This window comes from Vibrio sp. QJM3NY_26 (genome assembly GCF_057786005.1).
In genome coordinates this window covers 2,633,794-2,648,476 of sequence record NZ_CM173515.1, presented here as the reverse complement: position 1 = coordinate 2,648,476, position 14,683 = coordinate 2,633,794, and the positions used below count along the sequence as shown (strand labels likewise).

The window sequence follows — 14,683 nt, the reverse complement described above, 5'->3', positions numbered from 1 at the left end:
TATCTCTATTCCAATTGTCATTACAGCGTATTTCAACGAGCTATAGAGCAAGCCCGCTCTTGAATTAGTCGTCAGTCCGTTATTGAGACTTAGCCGCTTGTTGTAACTCAATCAATGCGTTGGCGAGCTCAGGTGATGGGTTCGAATTCAACAAGGGTAAAAATACCATTCTTAGTGTCGGAATCATCACTAAATCTGCAAATAACTGATTGAACAGGTTTTGATTGCCCGTTTGTGCGAGACGCAGCAAGAATTGCTCAGCAATAGCAGGGTCTTGTAGTGCGTGCCAACTGCGACCCGCTAAACCAATCAACACTTCTTGGTGGCTCAAGCGTGGACTAGCGAGAACTTGGTTAATGATGTTATTCGCGATCCCTTGTTCTGCACCGGAAAGGGCACGAACCAAAGCTGAAAGTAAGAACAAATCAGGCTCTTTACTAGCGATCTCATTCTCTGCAAGCTCTTGTAAGCGTTGCGCGAGTTTGTCATTGATTTGTGTGTGCTCAAGCGCACCTAACGTCGCGTATAGCGGTTCTGATGGCAGCTTATTGATGGCTTTGCGAATAGAGACACCGTTTTGTTGGCTGCCTAAACGCGCACACATATCAGTGATGCCTTGTAGTCCAACCGTTTTCCAGTTATCCCAACCAAGCTCACCCGTGAAGTAATGCTGAGCGTGCTCGTAATATTGGCTCGTCGCAAGGTCTAAACCTGCTCTTACTTGACTATGGAATACGGCCATTTTGTCTTCAGAAGGTTTGAAAGTATAAGGGTTGTTTGACAGCTTTTGTTGTTGCTCTTCGCTGATATCGCCGTTCAAACGCGTACCCATTGCTTCGATAACAAACTTAAGAAAATTACCCACATCGCCTTGATGTAATAGGCCTCTTTCGTCTAGTTTGAATTTTAGAAACCAGATCCAAGGTTGCTTGTGTTCGTTCCAGTAGCTAATCGCTAAGTGAGCTTGTTTTTGAAGTGGAAACGGGTATGGCTGTTTCCCCTGCTCAACATCAGAGAATAGGGTGTTGTCGATCTTCTGGATACGACGACCGAGGTCGTAGATATCGTATTGGCAACCGCTATTCTTTAGCAACTGAGTGAGCGTGTGAATCGTTTCCATAGTAATAAAGCTCCTAACTTTCTTTCCTAAATAGATGGTACTCTATGCCCCAATTTCAAGGTCACTAGATAAATAACTTGGTGAAAAATGACAGCTGCCACAAAGTTACCTCTTTTACTTCAACAATTAGAACAACAAATGCGCCAATGTTCCCTATGGAGCGATGTTTCGCCTTCGGATAAAGCTCTGGCGAGCGTTGAGCCTTTTGCGATTGACTCGCTACAGCCAGAAGAGTGGTTACAGTGGATCTTTATCGTAAAGATCAACGCAATGATGAATGCCCAAATGAGCCTACCGAAAGGCTTTGCGATTCATCCTTATTTTGGTGAAGTATGGAAAAATGAGGCAGACAAAGCTGAACTGCTAGTGACGATTCAGAGCATTGATGAGGTATGTGCGTAATGTTAGAGATCATTTATCAAGATGAGTACTTTGTCGCGGTGAATAAGCCTGCGGGCATGCTGGTGCACCGCTCGTGGTTGGATAAACATGAGACACAATTTGTGATGCAAACACTGCGAGATCAAATTGGTCAGCACGTATTTCCACTGCATCGCTTAGACAGACCTACATCGGGTGTGTTGGTGTTTGCGTTGTCGAGCGAGGTTGCTTCACAGGTGATGCCGATGTTCGCTAACCATGAGATGCAAAAAACCTATCATGCGATTGTTCGTGGTTGGATAGAAGAGGGCGACACGCTCGATTATGCACTCAAAGTTGAGCTGGATAAGATCGCAGACAAGTTTGCAAAAGAAGATAAAGAACCACAAGAAGCTGTCACCGTTTACGAGCCGTTAGCGAAAGTCGAAGTGCCGTATTCAACAGGTCGTTTTCCTACCAGTCGTTATTGCTTAGTTGAGATGATGCCGAAGACAGGACGTAAACATCAGCTGCGTCGTCACATGGCTCATCTAAGACATCCAATCGTTGGTGATACTTCACATGGTGATGGTAAGCACAACCGACTGTTCCGCGATGATTTAGATTCGCACCGTTTGTTGTTGCACGCTTCTGAGTTGCGTTTCATTCATCCTTTTACAAAGAAAGAATTAGTAATGAAGGCCAGCCTAGATGAAACGTGGTTAAGGTTGTTTGAAACCTTTGAGTGGGATACCAGCTTGGTGAATGCTGAAGCACGGTCGTCTAAGTAAAGACCAGGCGTCTAGTAAACATAGAAAATAGAATAAAAATAAAGGGCTGATAGTGATATCAGCCCTTTTTGTGTCTATGCAATCTTTGCGGTAAAACTAATGTTAGTTAGTCGCTCATCGCAGGATCATTTTAGCTTTTCTAGATCGGCTTCGATCTCTGCGATCTTACTTGATACAACCTTCTCTAAGTGGCGTAAGTCGGTAAGGATCTTCTGCTTCACATCGACCTCAGCGGTTGGCGTAGGTTTGGTGATCTTGTTGAGTTCATCAATCACAAGAGTGAGGTTGCGGTTAATCTCTGTCACTTCTTTGTATTGATTATTGCCGCCGCTAACAAGCACACTTTTTACTTGTCGTGGGTACTTAAACTTAACGCTTTTCGCGAACAGTTCACCTTTTTGCTTACGAAAGTAAATCTTCAGGATATCTTTATGAGCTTCTTGGCGAAGGGAGTAACGTTCAATCTGTTTAGGTTCGTGGATACCTAAGCCAGTGAGGTTTGGATACATAAGCGACCTCTAGGTTATGAATGTAATACTTTTATGTAATTGACTTGATCAATGTAGCAGCCTAACGACGAGCTAGATAGTTGATATCTGTGAATTGATTGTAAGTTGTGGGCAAGATCGCTCTCTATCTTTGCCCACACTTATTTGGCTATTAAAGCTGTTCCTAGAGCTAAACTTGTTTCCTAGTCATAACTTACTTCTAGCACTAAATTAGCTTTCTAAGGTGCGAGTTCTGAAACATGCTCAGTTAACCTTTCTCTTAGTGCTTGTTCCTGTTCTTCAGACAGTCTTCCTCCCGCGTCGCTGGTCAGAATAAACAAATCTTCAGCTCTCTCACCTATGGTGGTGATTTTAGCACCGTGCAAGTTGATGTCTAATTCAGCAAAGGTTGCACCGACTTGAGCCAACAACCCCGGCGTATCAAGAGCTCTTAACTCCATCAAGGTGCGTTTCTTACTTTTGGTTGGTAGGAACTCAACTAAGGTTTTTACCTTGAAATGCTGCAAGTTACGTGGCGTACGACGAGTCTTAATCTTAGTTGGGCGGCCATCAGCCAGAACATGAGTTAGATGCTTTGCGACGGCTTTGTGTCTTGCTTCATCAATCGCTTCACCGTGCTGATCCAGTACGATAAAGGTATCCAAAACGTGGCCATCTTTACTGACCATGACTTGTGCGTCGTGAACGTTAAAGTTGCGTCTATCGAGCTCGGCAACCACAGTCGCAAAAAGTGCAGCTTGGTCTTTACAGTAAACGAATACCTCTGTGCCGCCACGTGTCGCTTTTTGGCTGATAAGCACTAAAGGTTGACTCGGATCTTCTAAGCGAAGTAAGTGTTCACAGTGCCATGCGATTTGAGTGTGTGTATGACGCAAGAAATAGTCAGCTTTGAAACGCTGCCACAACACCTCAATCTCACGAGCCGTGAAGCCTTCTTTACGCAGCAGTGCAGATGCCATTTGCTGGTTATGACGAATACGGTCTCTAACATCGACTGGGTTTTCTAAGCCGCGGCGCAGTGCGCGCTGCGTAGAATGGAACAGTTCTGCGAGTAGGGTACGTTTCCAGCTGTTCCATAGTTCTGGGTTGGTTGCACAGATATCGGCTACCGTTAGGCACACCAGCAGTTCTAACGACTCTTCGTCGCGAACTTTCTTGGCGAACTCTGTGATTACGTCCGGATCGTAGATATCACGGCGTTGAGCGGTCACTGACATTAACAGGTGGTTTTGTACTAGCCACGCGACTTGTTTGGCTTCTGGCTTTGATAGCCCGTGCTCAATACAGAAAGAGTAAGCTTCAACAGCGCCAATTTCTGAGTGGTCTCCGCCGCGGCCTTTACCTATGTCGTGGAAGATAGCCGCCAGAATCAACAGCTCTTTCTTTTGAACTCGTGGATACACTTCACAACAGATAGGGTGCTTATCGTGGTTCTCTATTTGGCCAAAGCGGTTGATGTGTTTGAGTAGGCGAATACTGTGTTCATCGACGGTGTAAACGTGAAACAGGTCAAACTGCATTTGACCAACAATTTGGCTCCACTGTGGCAAATAGGCCGATAGCACGCCCAATTTGTGCATCAAACTAAAGGCTTTGTGCAGTGCATTTGGGTGGCGAACCAAATCCATGAACTTGTCACGAGCTTCAGGAATGGTATGCAAGAAGCGATTCAATCGGCGACGTGCGGTTCGCAGTTGGCGCAATGTTGGTGGGCTTACCCCTTCGATAGAAGAGTCATTCGCGATATGGATAAACATATCGAGAATCGTTTCTGGTCTTGCTTGGAATAGAGCCGGTTTACGCGCTTCGATTAATGAACCTCGACGTTGGAAGTCGTTGTCGAGAATCTCGGCTTCCTGTGTTTGACCGCCATTGATGATCGCTTGATCGAACAGCTTAAGCAGCATCTTATTGAGCTCGGCTACGCGACGAAGTGTTCGATAGAACTCTTTCATCATCATCTCGACGCCACGGTTGCCTTCACCACTGTAACCCAGGTGTTCCGCTACCTGAGCTTGATGGGCAAACGTGAGACGGTTGTCGTAACGGCGCAGTTCAATGTGCAGTGCAAAGCGAACACGCCATAAGAAATCTTGGCACTCGACCAACTCACGATATTCAGCATCGGTTAGAAAGCCGTATTTGCTCATCTCCAATAAAGACGTTGCACCAAAGTGTCGACGCGCAACCCAGCTCAGGGTGTGGATGTCTCTGAGCCCTCCCGGAGTCGATTTGATGTCCGGTTCTAGATTATAGGTGGTGTCGTGGTAGCGAGCGTGACGCTCTCTCTGTTCTTGAATCTTAGCTTTGTAGAAGGTCTCACTTGGCCAAAACGAATCAGAATGAATCTTTAGCTTAAGTTCTTGAAAGGTGTCTTCGCTGCCACACAGTAAGCGTGACTCTTGCAGGTTAGTGGCAACGGTTAAATCATCGGTGCCGATATCAAGACACTCTGCAATGGTACGCACCGCGTGGCCGACTTCGAGTTTCAAGTCCCAGAGTAGGGTAATGAATTGACTGACTTTTTCACCCAGTGCGGGTGGCAGTGTTTTTTGCGAGACAATGAGGATATCAATATCAGACAAAGGGTGTAGTTCACCACGGCCATAGCCTCCCACCGCAACAAGTGAAATATGAGGCAGTTTGTTGAATCCAAAATGCTCCCATAAACGATTGAGAAGCAAATCCATGTATTCGGAACGAAGCAGCACCAAATCGGTGACTGGATGATGATTCAGAAATTCATTTTTTTGATACTGCGTGAAGATTTCGAGCTGATTTTTTATTTCGCAGATTTCAATTTGTTCGTCATTGAACGTAAGGGGACATTGATAAGGCATAGTCTGCTATCCGTGCAAGCAAATGAGAATAGTAAACAATTTAACAGAAGCTGATGGAAAATCGAAATTGAGGGGATAAAAAAATATCCTCGACAGGCGAGGATATTTTTAAAAGTCTGAGGTATTCAGCTTGTTGAACTAAGCGTTCTTCATGATACGTGGGATCGTATCGTCGCTGCGTAGTGTTAGTACCTCACAACCAGTATCGGTCACAACTAGAGTGTGTTCCCACTGAGCGGAGTTCTTGCTGTCTGCTGTGTACACTGTCCAGCTATCTTCGTCATCTAGACGACAGCCAAACTTACCCGCATTGATCATTGGCTCGATTGTGAAACACATGCCTGCTTTCAGTACGGTACGGTCACTGTTTTTGTAGTGAACGACTTGTGGATCTTCGTGGAACTCAGAACCAATACCGTGGCCACAGTAATCTTTTACAATAGAGAATTTAGCGCGTGGGTTGTTCTTGTTGTTTGTTTTGATGTACTTCTCAATAGCAGTACCGATTTGGCCAAGTTGAACACCTGGTTTAACCTGACGCATGCCTTCGTAAAGTGCTTCTTGAGCAACCATACACAGACGTTTGTTTGCTGGAGAAACTTCACCCACAAGGAACATCTTAGATGTGTCACCGTGGTAGCCTTGTGGACGAACACTTAGATCAGCATTTTCGTCATCAGGAACAATCACAGTGATATCAACGTTGAGAATGTCGCCATCTTTTAATACTGCAGGTTTGAATTGACCTGTGCTACCCGTCTCATCTTGTGATGCTGGAATACCGTGACACACGATGTGGTTGATAGACGTACAGATTGACTTAGGGAAACCGTGGTAATCAAGTGGTGCTGAGTATGCGCCTCTTTCTAGAGCGTACTCATGACAGATTTGGTTTAGCTCTTCTGTCGTTGTACCCACTTGGATGTGAGGTTCAATCATCTCTAGAATTTCTGAAGCCAGCTTGCCGGCAACGCGCATTTTTTCAATTTCTTCAGCAGTTTTAATTTTTACAGCCATTGCATATCTCTTAATTTGGTAGCACCTAAGTGTGCATATTGGGGCTATTCTATCAGTGCAGCATTTTAGCGCAACATTCCCATGTCCGCACAATGTTGGTGGATACTGCTCAGTCTGAGTAGATAATGTTCGGTTTAATGACGTAGACGCGATTTGAATAGGACACTATTTTATAGAGAAAATTCACCGCTAGGGATCAGTATAGCAGTCGCCATTTTTAGATTTTTTTCTAGCCATAGATAGACAAAATATGGTATAAAGCGCGCCGGACATCAGGACTGTTTTCTCCATTTGGCGAAACAAGCTTTGTGTCTACTAACTTATTTCTTTAAATCACACACATTCCGACACATGTTCCGGGGTGCCTCAACAACACAGATAACGGCTGAAAAGTGGTTAGTTGTTAGGGGTCGGATTCATGGGGAGTGTGGAGGCCTAACCCCATAGAGGATTTTAAAATGGCAACTGTATCAATGCGCGATATGCTTAAAGCTGGTGTTCACTTCGGTCACCAAACTCGTTACTGGAACCCAAAAATGAAGCCATTCATCTTTGGTGCTCGTAGCAAAGTTCATATCATCAACTTAGAAAAAACTGTACCAATGTTCAACGAAGCTCTAGCTGAAATTGCTAAAGTTGGCGAGAAGAAAGGTAAAGTTCTTTTTGTTGGTACTAAGCGTGCTGCATCTGAAGCTGTTAAAGAAGCTGCTATCAACAGCAACCAGTTCTACGTTAACAACCGCTGGTTAGGCGGTATGCTAACGAACTACAAAACTGTTCGTCAGTCTATCAAGCGTCTGAAAGAACTTGAAGCGCAAGCTCAAGACGGTACTTTCGACAAGCTTACTAAGAAAGAAGCTCTAATGCGTACTCGTGAAATGGAGAAGCTAGAGAAATCTCTTGGTGGTATCAAGAACATGGGCGGCCTTCCAGACGCTCTATTCGTTATCGATGCTGATCACGAACACATCGCAGTTAAAGAAGCAAACAACCTAGGTATCCCAGTTTACGCTGTAGTTGATACTAACTCTAACCCAGACGGTGTTGACTTCGTTATCCCTGGTAACGATGATGCAATCCGTGCAGTACAGCTTTACCTAAACGCTGCTGCAGACGCGGTTAAAGAAGGTCGTAACAAAGATGTTGCTGCTGTAGCTGCTGAAAAAGACGGTTTTGTAGAAGCTGAATAATAGCGGCTCTGAGCCATATTTAGTTCACATTAAGCGGTCATAATCGATGGCTTAAGAACTGAATACAGTCAATATCAGGGGCCAATTAATTAGGCCCCTGTTTTTTATCTTTTTTAGAATTTACTGAGGAATAGAGAATGGCAACTGTAACTGCAGCTCTAGTTAAAGAACTTCGTGAACGCACAGCTGCGGGCATGATGGAATGTAAAAAAGCGCTTGTTGCTGCTGAAGGCGACATCGAGCTAGCAATTGAAAACATGCGTAAGTCTGGCGCAGCGAAAGCAGCTAAAAAAGCTGGTAACGTTGCTGCTGAAGGCACAATCATCATTAAAGAAGACGCTGGCGTTGCTGCTCTTCTAGAAGTGAACTGCCAAACTGATTTCGTAGCTAAAGATGCAGGTTTCCTTGCATTCGCTAACGAAGTTGCTGAAGCTGCTCTAGCTGAACGTCTAGACATCGTTGCACTTCAAGCTAAATTTGAAGACGCACGTATCGCTCTAGTAACTAAGATCGGTGAGAACATCAGCATCCGTCGCGTTGAGCTTGTTGAAGGTGTTGCACTAGCTTCTTACCGTCACGGCGAGAAAATCGGTGTTGTTGTTGCTGGTGAAGGCGAAGCTGAAACGCTTAAGCACATCGCTATGCACGTTGCTGCTTCTAAGCCTGAGTACGTTAACCCATCTGACGTACCTGCAGACGTAGTAGAAAAAGAAAAAGCTGTTCAAGTTGAAATCGCTATGAACGAAGGCAAACCACAAGAGATCGCTGAGAAAATGGTTATCGGCCGTATGAAGAAATTCACGGGCGAAGTATCTCTTACTGGTCAAGCTTTCATCATGGAACCTAAGAAAACTGTTGCTGACATTCTTAAAGAGAAAGGCGCATCAGTTACTACCTTCGTTCGTTTAGAAGTTGGTGAAGGTATCGAGAAAGCGGCTGAAATGAGCTTCGCAGACGAAGTTGCAGCGGTACAACAAGGTTAATCCTTAGTGTATTGATTGAAAAAGACCGTGGCAAATGCTGCGGTCTTTTTATGAATAATGAATTATTTTTTGGCTGTTAGCTGTTATGAATGCAAACTGAGCTCTTCAGTTTTTATCCATGACTGTTAATCATCAACTCTTTGGAAGGTAAACTCCATGACTACGAACCCTAAACCGGCGTATCAACGTATTCTGTTAAAACTTAGCGGCGAAGCACTACAAGGCGAAGAAGGTTTTGGTATTGACGCGACGGTCCTTGATCGTATGGCTCAAGAAGTAAAAGAATTGGTTGAACTAGGTGTTCAAGTAGGCGTTGTTATCGGTGGCGGTAACCTTTTCCGTGGTGCAGGCCTTGCTGAAGCAGGTATGAACCGCGTTGTTGGTGACCACATGGGTATGCTAGCAACGGTAATGAACGGCCTTGCAATGCGTGACGCTCTGCACCGTGCTTACGTAAATGCACGTGTAATGTCAGCTATCCCTCTTAAAGGTGTGTGTGACGACTACAACTGGGCAGATGCAATCAGCCAACTACGTCAAGGTCGTGTTGTGATCTTCTCAGCGGGTACTGGTAACCCATTCTTCACTACAGATTCTGCTGCGTGTCTACGTGGTATCGAAATTGAAGCTGACGTAGTTCTAAAAGCGACAAAGGTAGATGGCGTATTTACTGCTGACCCAGTAGCAAACCCAGACGCAGAGCTGTATGATACGTTGTCTTACAACACTATTCTTGAAAAAGAACTTAAAGTGATGGATTTGGCTGCATTTACGCTAGCACGTGATCACAAAATGCCAATCCGTGTATTTAACATGAATAAACCAGGCGCATTACGTCGCGTGGTTATGGGTGAAACTGAAGGTACATTAATCAGCGACGCTGACTAATTTTTCGGGCTTACTGAGGTGTTATGCTTTGGTAAGCTTATCCTTATCACTCCAAATAAAAAGCTTTCTTGAAGAAAGAACATAATCAAGGTGAAATTGTGATTAACGAAATCAAAAAAGACGCTCAAGAGCGTATGGATAAAAGTGTAGATGCACTTAAAAATAGCCTGCAAAAGATTCGTACAGGCCGTGCTCACCCAAGCCTACTGTCTGGTCTTACTGTAGAGTATTACGGTGCACCAACGCCTTTGGCTCAAGTTGCTAACGTTATTGCAGAAGATGCACGTACACTAGCAATTACAGTGTTTGATAAAACACTGACTCCTTTAGTTGAAAAAGCAATCCTGACATCTGACCTAGGCCTAAACCCTATGTCTGCTGGCACGGTTATTCGTGTACCACTTCCAGCGTTAACGGAAGAGCGTCGTAAAGACCTCGTTAAAATCGTTCGTGGTGAAGCTGAAGGTGGCCGTGTTGCTATCCGTAATATCCGTCGTGACGCGAATGGCGATCTAAAAGCACTTCTGAAAGACAAAGAAATCTCTGAAGATGAAGATCGTAGAGCACAAGACGAAATTCAAAAGCTAACTGACATTGCGGTTAAGAACGTAGATGAAGTTCTAGCAACTAAAGAAAAAGAGTTGATGGAAGTTTAATTTTCCATATTCTTTTCTTTCCGGAAAAACGCTGTACTCACGGTTCAGCGTTTTTTTATGCTACTCTGTTCGACTATTAGAATTTGATTCACTCTTTTATGCATAATTCTCAAGCGTTCACAGACTCTCTTCCTAAACACATTGCTATCATTATGGATGGTAATGGCCGCTGGGCAAAAGCTCAGGGCAAGCCTCGCGTCTTTGGTCATAAAAACGGTGTTCAAGCCGTTCGTAAAACCATCTCTTCATCTGCCAGACTTGGCATTAAGGCCGTTACACTTTTTGCGTTTAGTAGCGAGAACTGGCGTCGTCCTGAAGAAGAAGTCGGTATCTTGATGGAACTGTTTATTTCAGTGCTGTCGAGTGAAGTGAAAAAACTTCATAAAAATAATCTACAATTGCGTGTTATTGGTGATAAAAGTCGTTTCAATGATCGACTACAAAAGAAGATAGAAGAAGCAGAAGCTTTGACTAGCACCAATACGGGTATGGTTATTAATATTGCTGCTAACTATGGCGGCAAGTGGGATATCCAGCAGGCAATGACCTCAATTGCTCAACAGGTAAAGTCTGGCGATATTAATGTAGATGACATTGATGAAGCTATGATTACACAGCACCTGACTATGGCAGATATTCCTGAAGTTGACCTACTTATCCGCACCAGTGGCGAGTGCCGCATTAGTAACTTTATGCTTTGGCAATTGGCTTACGCCGAAATGTATTTCACTGAACAATTCTGGCCAGACTTTAATGAAGACAGCTTAGTAGAAGCTGTGACTTGGTTTGTAAACCGCGAGCGTCGTTTTGGATGCACTGGTGAGCAAATTAAAGCTCTGATGGACAGTTAATAAGGATTTTTTGGTTTGAAACAACGAATTATTACGGCGTTGATTTTAGCTCCCCTAGTTATTCTAGGTATTTTCGAGTTATCACTTCCCACGTTTATTCTTTCACTAGCAGTAATCTCGCTATTGGGCTTTTGGGAGTGGACTCAGTTTGTCGAAAGCAAATCGCGTTATTTAGCGCTGATTCCAACGGTTGTAGTCAGTGCTGCAAGTTTTGCTTTTATCCCTTTTGATGCATTTAGCCTTAATCATTTATCTAGCGCTCACTACACCATTCTAACGATTGGCTCTATTTGGTGGGTAATAGCGAGTGGTATGGCAGTGACTTATCCTAAGTCTATGCCCGCATGGAAAGATTCTTCTCTCCTTCGTCACGCATTTGGCGTGCTGACTCTGCTGCCATTTTTCTGGAGTGTGGTTATTCTGCGCGCTAACGGTATCGATGTTGATCCTTACCACGGCGCAAAATTGGTGATGTTTGTTTGTTTGCTCGTTTGGGCTGCTGACAGCGGTGCTTATTTTTCAGGAAAGAGTTTTGGTAAGCGTAAAATGGCACCGGCGGTAAGCCCTAATAAGACGATTGAAGGTCTTATTGGTGGTATTATTACAGCGGTGATCATAGCTTGGATTTTTGCTGACTTGTTTGATATCCAATTCACAAGTCCTCTTCACATGATTGTAATTACCCTTGTGACTGTCGTTATCTCTGTTCTTGGTGACCTTGTTGAAAGCATGTTTAAGCGTGTTTCCGGGGTGAAAGACAGCAGTAATCTGATTCCTGGTCATGGTGGTATACTTGATAGAATAGATAGCTTAACGGCTGCATTCCCTGTCTTTGCTCTGCTTTATTTAGCATTCTAATAATAAAGGGCAGTGATTCTGCCCTTTATTTCATTTCTACGGTCATATGTGATGCGAAATCTAACTATCCTTGGCGCTACCGGCTCAATTGGTGCAAGTACACTAAAAGTCGTTGAACAAAACCCAGATCTCTATTCGGTCGTGGCACTGGCTGCCGGGTCGAATGTCGAAAAGATGTTGGCGTTAGTTGAAAAGTGGCAACCAAGCTATATTGCTATGGCTTGCCCAGATGCAGCATCTCAGCTGACTGAAATGCTGTCCGCTAATTATCCTAACGTTACAGTACTTTCAGGCCCAGAAGGCATGTGTCAGGTTGCTTCTCTAGAGGAAGTGGACACGGTAATGGCTGCGATTGTGGGAGCAGCAGGCTTGCTTCCTACGATGGCATCGGTTAAGGCTGGTAAGCGTATTTTGCTTGCTAATAAAGAAGCTTTAGTGATGTCAGGGCAGTTGTTTATAGACGCCGTGGAAAAGTACGGTGCTGAACTACTTCCTGTAGACAGTGAGCATAATGCTATCTTCCAATGTCTACCGCAAAATGTACAAACCCATCTAGGTCGTTGTAATCTGGAAGATAACGGTATCAACCATATTCTCTTGACGGGTTCTGGTGGTCCTTTCCGCTATACGGATGTTGCTGAGTTAGAATCGGTAACACCGGCTCGCGCTATTGCACACCCTAACTGGTCTATGGGCCCTAAGATCTCTGTTGACTCTGCGACCATGATGAATAAAGGTCTTGAGTACATTGAAGCTAAGTGGCTATTTAATGCTTCTCAAGAACAATTAAAAGTCATTATTCATCCTCAGTCTGTGATTCATTCAATGGTCCAGTACAAGGATGGCTCGGTACTTGCTCAAATGGGTGAACCCGATATGGCGACGCCAATCGCTTTGACGATGTCTTATCCTGAGCGTACAGAAGCTGGCGTTAAGCCTCTGGATTTCACCAAAGTGGGCGAGCTTACTTTTCTAGAACCCGATTTTAGCCGTTACCCATGTTTAAGATTAGCAATTGAAGCGTGTTACCTAGGGCAGCATGCAACAACAGCAATTAATGCTGCCAATGAAATTGCAGTCGATGCCTTTTTGAATAATCGGGTTAAGTTTACCGATATTGCTGTCATTAACGAGCATGTTATGAGCAAAGTATGTGAACAATATAGCTCTGAGGGCTTAGATAGCTTGGAAAGCCTTCTTGAGCTAGATAATATGTCTCGTCAAATAGCCATTCAATTTATTAAAGAGCAGCTAGCATGAGTGGAATTCTGTGGAACTTCGCATCTTTTATTGTAGCGCTTGGTATTCTGGTTGCTGTTCATGAGTTTGGACACTTCTGGGTTGCTCGTCGTTGTGGTGTGAAAGTAGAAAAATTCTCGATTGGTTTTGGTAAATCAATCTGGAGCAAGATCGGGTGTGATGGTACTGAATACAGCTTGTCAGTGATTCCGCTGGGCGGCTACGTTAAGATGCTCGATGGGCGTGTTGACGACCTTTCTGAAGAAGAGCAGCAATACGCTTTTGACAAGAAGCCATTGTGGAAACGCACGGCCATAGTCGGTGCAGGCCCAGCATTTAACTTTATCTTTGCTGTGTTTGCGTATTGGCTGGTATTTTTGATTGGCGTGCCTGCGGTTAAACCGGTGATCGGTGAGGTCACCCCGCAATCTATTGTTGCACAAGCCGGAATTGAAACTGGAATGGAACTTAAATCTATTTCAGGAATCAAAACCGCAGATTGGGAATCAGTCAATATGGGTTTGATATCTCATATTGGTGACCAATCCATGACAGTAACGGTTTCTTCTCAAGACGATATTGGCTTTGAGCAACAGATGACATTGGATATTTCAGACTGGTCTTTCGACCCAGAAACTGAGTCTGCAATGACAACGCTTGGTTTTAGACCGTACTCTCCAGAGATATCAACAGTGCTTGCTCAAGTTATTGATGATGGTGCTGCAGACTCTGCGGGGCTAGAAGCTGGTGACAAAATTGTTGAAATTAATGGGCAGCCAATTGAACAGTGGCAGTCGGTTGTTGAGTTGATTCGCTCGAACCCGATGAAATCCATGAACCTTATTGTACTGCGTAATGGTTTTGAACAGTCGTTGTCTATGACGCCAAAAAGTCGAGAGCTTTCTGATGGTTCAATAATCGGCTATGCGGGTATTGCTCCAGAAGTCGCAGAATGGCCAGAAGATTATCGCTTTGAGTTACAATTTGGTGTAATTGAGTCTGTAGGAAAAGCATTTGATAAAACAGGTCAAATCATTGGTTTGACGCTGACAATGCTCAAGAAGCTCATCGTTGGCGATGTCGGCTTAAACAACTTGAGTGGCCCGATTTCAATTGCTAAAGGCGCAGGTACAACCGCCGATTACGGTTTGGTTTACTTCTTAGGCTTTTTGGCTCTGATTAGTGTCAATTTGGGTATTATTAATTTGGTTCCGCTGCCTATGCTTGATGGCGGACATTTGCTCTTTTTCGCTATTGAGGCCATTACTCGTAAACCTGTCCCTGAAAAAATTCAGGAAATGGGATACAGAGTGGGAGGTGCAATCCTCTTCTCTTTGATGGCTCTGGCAATATTTAATGATTTTACTCGTCTGTGAATGGT

The 14,683-nt window shown here is 44.2% G+C and carries 14 protein-coding genes; 10 read left to right on the top strand and 4 right to left on the bottom strand.

Features of this window, described 5'->3' with window-relative positions; all coding sequences use genetic code 11:
• Nucleotides 1–79: 79 nt before the first annotated feature.
• Nucleotides 80–1,120 carry a DUF3549 family protein gene (locus tag AC3CH4_RS11645; RefSeq protein WP_017079398.1) on the bottom strand — a complete coding sequence of 347 codons (1,041 nt, stop codon included), beginning with the start codon at nucleotides 1,118–1,120 and terminating at the stop codon, nucleotides 80–82.
• A gap of 87 nt (nucleotides 1,121–1,207) precedes the next feature.
• Here AC3CH4_RS11645 and AC3CH4_RS11640 point away from each other — a divergent pair, with 87 nt between their 5' ends.
• Together AC3CH4_RS11640 and truC are read left to right on the top strand one after the other, a co-directional pair.
• Nucleotides 1,208–1,522, top strand: a complete 315-nt coding sequence (locus AC3CH4_RS11640; protein WP_054547595.1) for a YqcC family protein — start codon at nucleotides 1,208–1,210, stop codon at nucleotides 1,520–1,522.
• Nucleotides 1,522–2,271: a tRNA pseudouridine(65) synthase TruC gene (truC, locus tag AC3CH4_RS11635; protein ID WP_029406022.1), complete on the top strand. Its 750-nt coding sequence runs from the start codon at nucleotides 1,522–1,524 to the stop codon at nucleotides 2,269–2,271. The genes AC3CH4_RS11640 and truC overlap by 1 nt, the downstream gene beginning before the upstream one ends.
• 125 nt (nucleotides 2,272–2,396) lie before the next feature.
• Here truC and AC3CH4_RS11630 read toward each other — a convergent pair whose 3' ends face one another.
• The 3 genes from AC3CH4_RS11630 to map all read right to left on the bottom strand — a co-directional run bounded on the left by AC3CH4_RS11630 (nucleotide 2,397) and on the right by map (nucleotide 6,637).
• Nucleotides 2,397–2,780 (bottom strand): DUF3461 family protein, encoded by a 384-nt coding sequence (locus AC3CH4_RS11630; RefSeq protein WP_004734354.1) that lies wholly within the window; start codon nucleotides 2,778–2,780, stop codon nucleotides 2,397–2,399.
• Nucleotides 2,781–2,998: 218 nt separating this feature from the next.
• Entirely contained in the window at nucleotides 2,999–5,620 is a 2,622-nt protein-coding gene (gene glnD / locus AC3CH4_RS11625; RefSeq protein WP_065205032.1) for a bifunctional uridylyltransferase/uridylyl-removing protein GlnD, read from the bottom strand.
• A gap of 138 nt (nucleotides 5,621–5,758) precedes the next feature.
• Nucleotides 5,759–6,637, bottom strand: a complete 879-nt coding sequence (gene map / locus AC3CH4_RS11620; RefSeq protein ID WP_004734352.1) for a type I methionyl aminopeptidase — start codon at nucleotides 6,635–6,637, stop codon at nucleotides 5,759–5,761.
• Nucleotides 6,638–7,095: 458 nt separating this feature from the next.
• Between map and rpsB the strand changes: the two genes are divergently transcribed.
• From rpsB to rseP, 8 genes are all read left to right on the top strand, one after another.
• Nucleotides 7,096–7,827, top strand: coding sequence for a 30S ribosomal protein S2 (rpsB, locus tag AC3CH4_RS11615; RefSeq protein WP_032500394.1), 732 nt, complete (start codon nucleotides 7,096–7,098; stop codon nucleotides 7,825–7,827).
• Between the two features lie 137 nt (nucleotides 7,828–7,964).
• Nucleotides 7,965–8,810 carry a translation elongation factor Ts gene (tsf, locus tag AC3CH4_RS11610; protein WP_017084154.1) on the top strand — a complete coding sequence of 282 codons (846 nt, stop codon included), beginning with the start codon at nucleotides 7,965–7,967 and terminating at the stop codon, nucleotides 8,808–8,810.
• A gap of 156 nt (nucleotides 8,811–8,966) precedes the next feature.
• The gene (gene pyrH / locus AC3CH4_RS11605) at nucleotides 8,967–9,698 is read left to right on the top strand and encodes a UMP kinase (RefSeq protein WP_017072669.1); all 732 of its coding nucleotides are present in this window, start codon (nucleotides 8,967–8,969) and stop codon (nucleotides 9,696–9,698) included.
• Nucleotides 9,699–9,796: 98 nt separating this feature from the next.
• The gene (frr, locus tag AC3CH4_RS11600) at nucleotides 9,797–10,354 is read left to right on the top strand and encodes a ribosome recycling factor (protein ID WP_004734349.1); all 558 of its coding nucleotides are present in this window, start codon (nucleotides 9,797–9,799) and stop codon (nucleotides 10,352–10,354) included.
• 98 nt (nucleotides 10,355–10,452) lie between these two features.
• Complete coding sequence (gene uppS, locus AC3CH4_RS11595; protein ID WP_029222668.1) at nucleotides 10,453–11,205, top strand: undecaprenyl pyrophosphate synthase; 753 nt, start codon at nucleotides 10,453–10,455, stop codon at nucleotides 11,203–11,205.
• A 15-nt stretch (nucleotides 11,206–11,220) separates the two neighbouring features.
• A complete protein-coding gene (locus tag AC3CH4_RS11590) occupies nucleotides 11,221–12,063 on the top strand; it encodes a phosphatidate cytidylyltransferase (RefSeq protein ID WP_017084153.1) in 843 nt (280 codons plus the stop codon).
• A gap of 51 nt (nucleotides 12,064–12,114) precedes the next feature.
• The gene (ispC, locus tag AC3CH4_RS11585; RefSeq protein WP_171329176.1) at nucleotides 12,115–13,323 is read left to right on the top strand and encodes a 1-deoxy-D-xylulose-5-phosphate reductoisomerase; all 1,209 of its coding nucleotides are present in this window, start codon (nucleotides 12,115–12,117) and stop codon (nucleotides 13,321–13,323) included.
• Nucleotides 13,320–14,678, top strand: coding sequence for a sigma E protease regulator RseP (rseP, locus tag AC3CH4_RS11580; RefSeq protein WP_488542979.1), 1,359 nt, complete (start codon nucleotides 13,320–13,322; stop codon nucleotides 14,676–14,678). The genes ispC and rseP overlap by 4 nt, the downstream gene beginning before the upstream one ends.
• Nucleotides 14,679–14,683: the final 5 nt, after the last annotated feature.

Bases quoted from the DNA above. Each gene is read 5' to 3' on its own strand.
- rseP (WP_488542979.1), top strand. From the start codon at position 13,320: ATGAGTGGAATTCTGTGGAACTTCGCATCTTTTATTGTAGCGCTTGGT.
- AC3CH4_RS11630 (WP_004734354.1), bottom strand. From the start codon at position 2,780: ATGTATCCAAACCTCACTGGCTTAGGTATCCACGAACCTAAACAGATT.
- glnD (WP_065205032.1), bottom strand. From the start codon at position 5,620: ATGCCTTATCAATGTCCCCTTACGTTCAATGACGAACAAATTGAAATC.
- rpsB (WP_032500394.1), top strand. From the start codon at position 7,096: ATGGCAACTGTATCAATGCGCGATATGCTTAAAGCTGGTGTTCACTTC.
- AC3CH4_RS11640 (WP_054547595.1), top strand. From the start codon at position 1,208: ATGACAGCTGCCACAAAGTTACCTCTTTTACTTCAACAATTAGAACAA.
- ispC (WP_171329176.1), top strand. From the start codon at position 12,115: ATGCGAAATCTAACTATCCTTGGCGCTACCGGCTCAATTGGTGCAAGT.
- AC3CH4_RS11645 (WP_017079398.1), bottom strand. From the start codon at position 1,120: ATGGAAACGATTCACACGCTCACTCAGTTGCTAAAGAATAGCGGTTGC.
- uppS (WP_029222668.1), top strand. From the start codon at position 10,453: ATGCATAATTCTCAAGCGTTCACAGACTCTCTTCCTAAACACATTGCT.
- truC (WP_029406022.1), top strand. From the start codon at position 1,522: ATGTTAGAGATCATTTATCAAGATGAGTACTTTGTCGCGGTGAATAAG.
- pyrH (WP_017072669.1), top strand. From the start codon at position 8,967: ATGACTACGAACCCTAAACCGGCGTATCAACGTATTCTGTTAAAACTT.
- tsf (WP_017084154.1), top strand. From the start codon at position 7,965: ATGGCAACTGTAACTGCAGCTCTAGTTAAAGAACTTCGTGAACGCACA.
- map (WP_004734352.1), bottom strand. From the start codon at position 6,637: ATGGCTGTAAAAATTAAAACTGCTGAAGAAATTGAAAAAATGCGCGTT.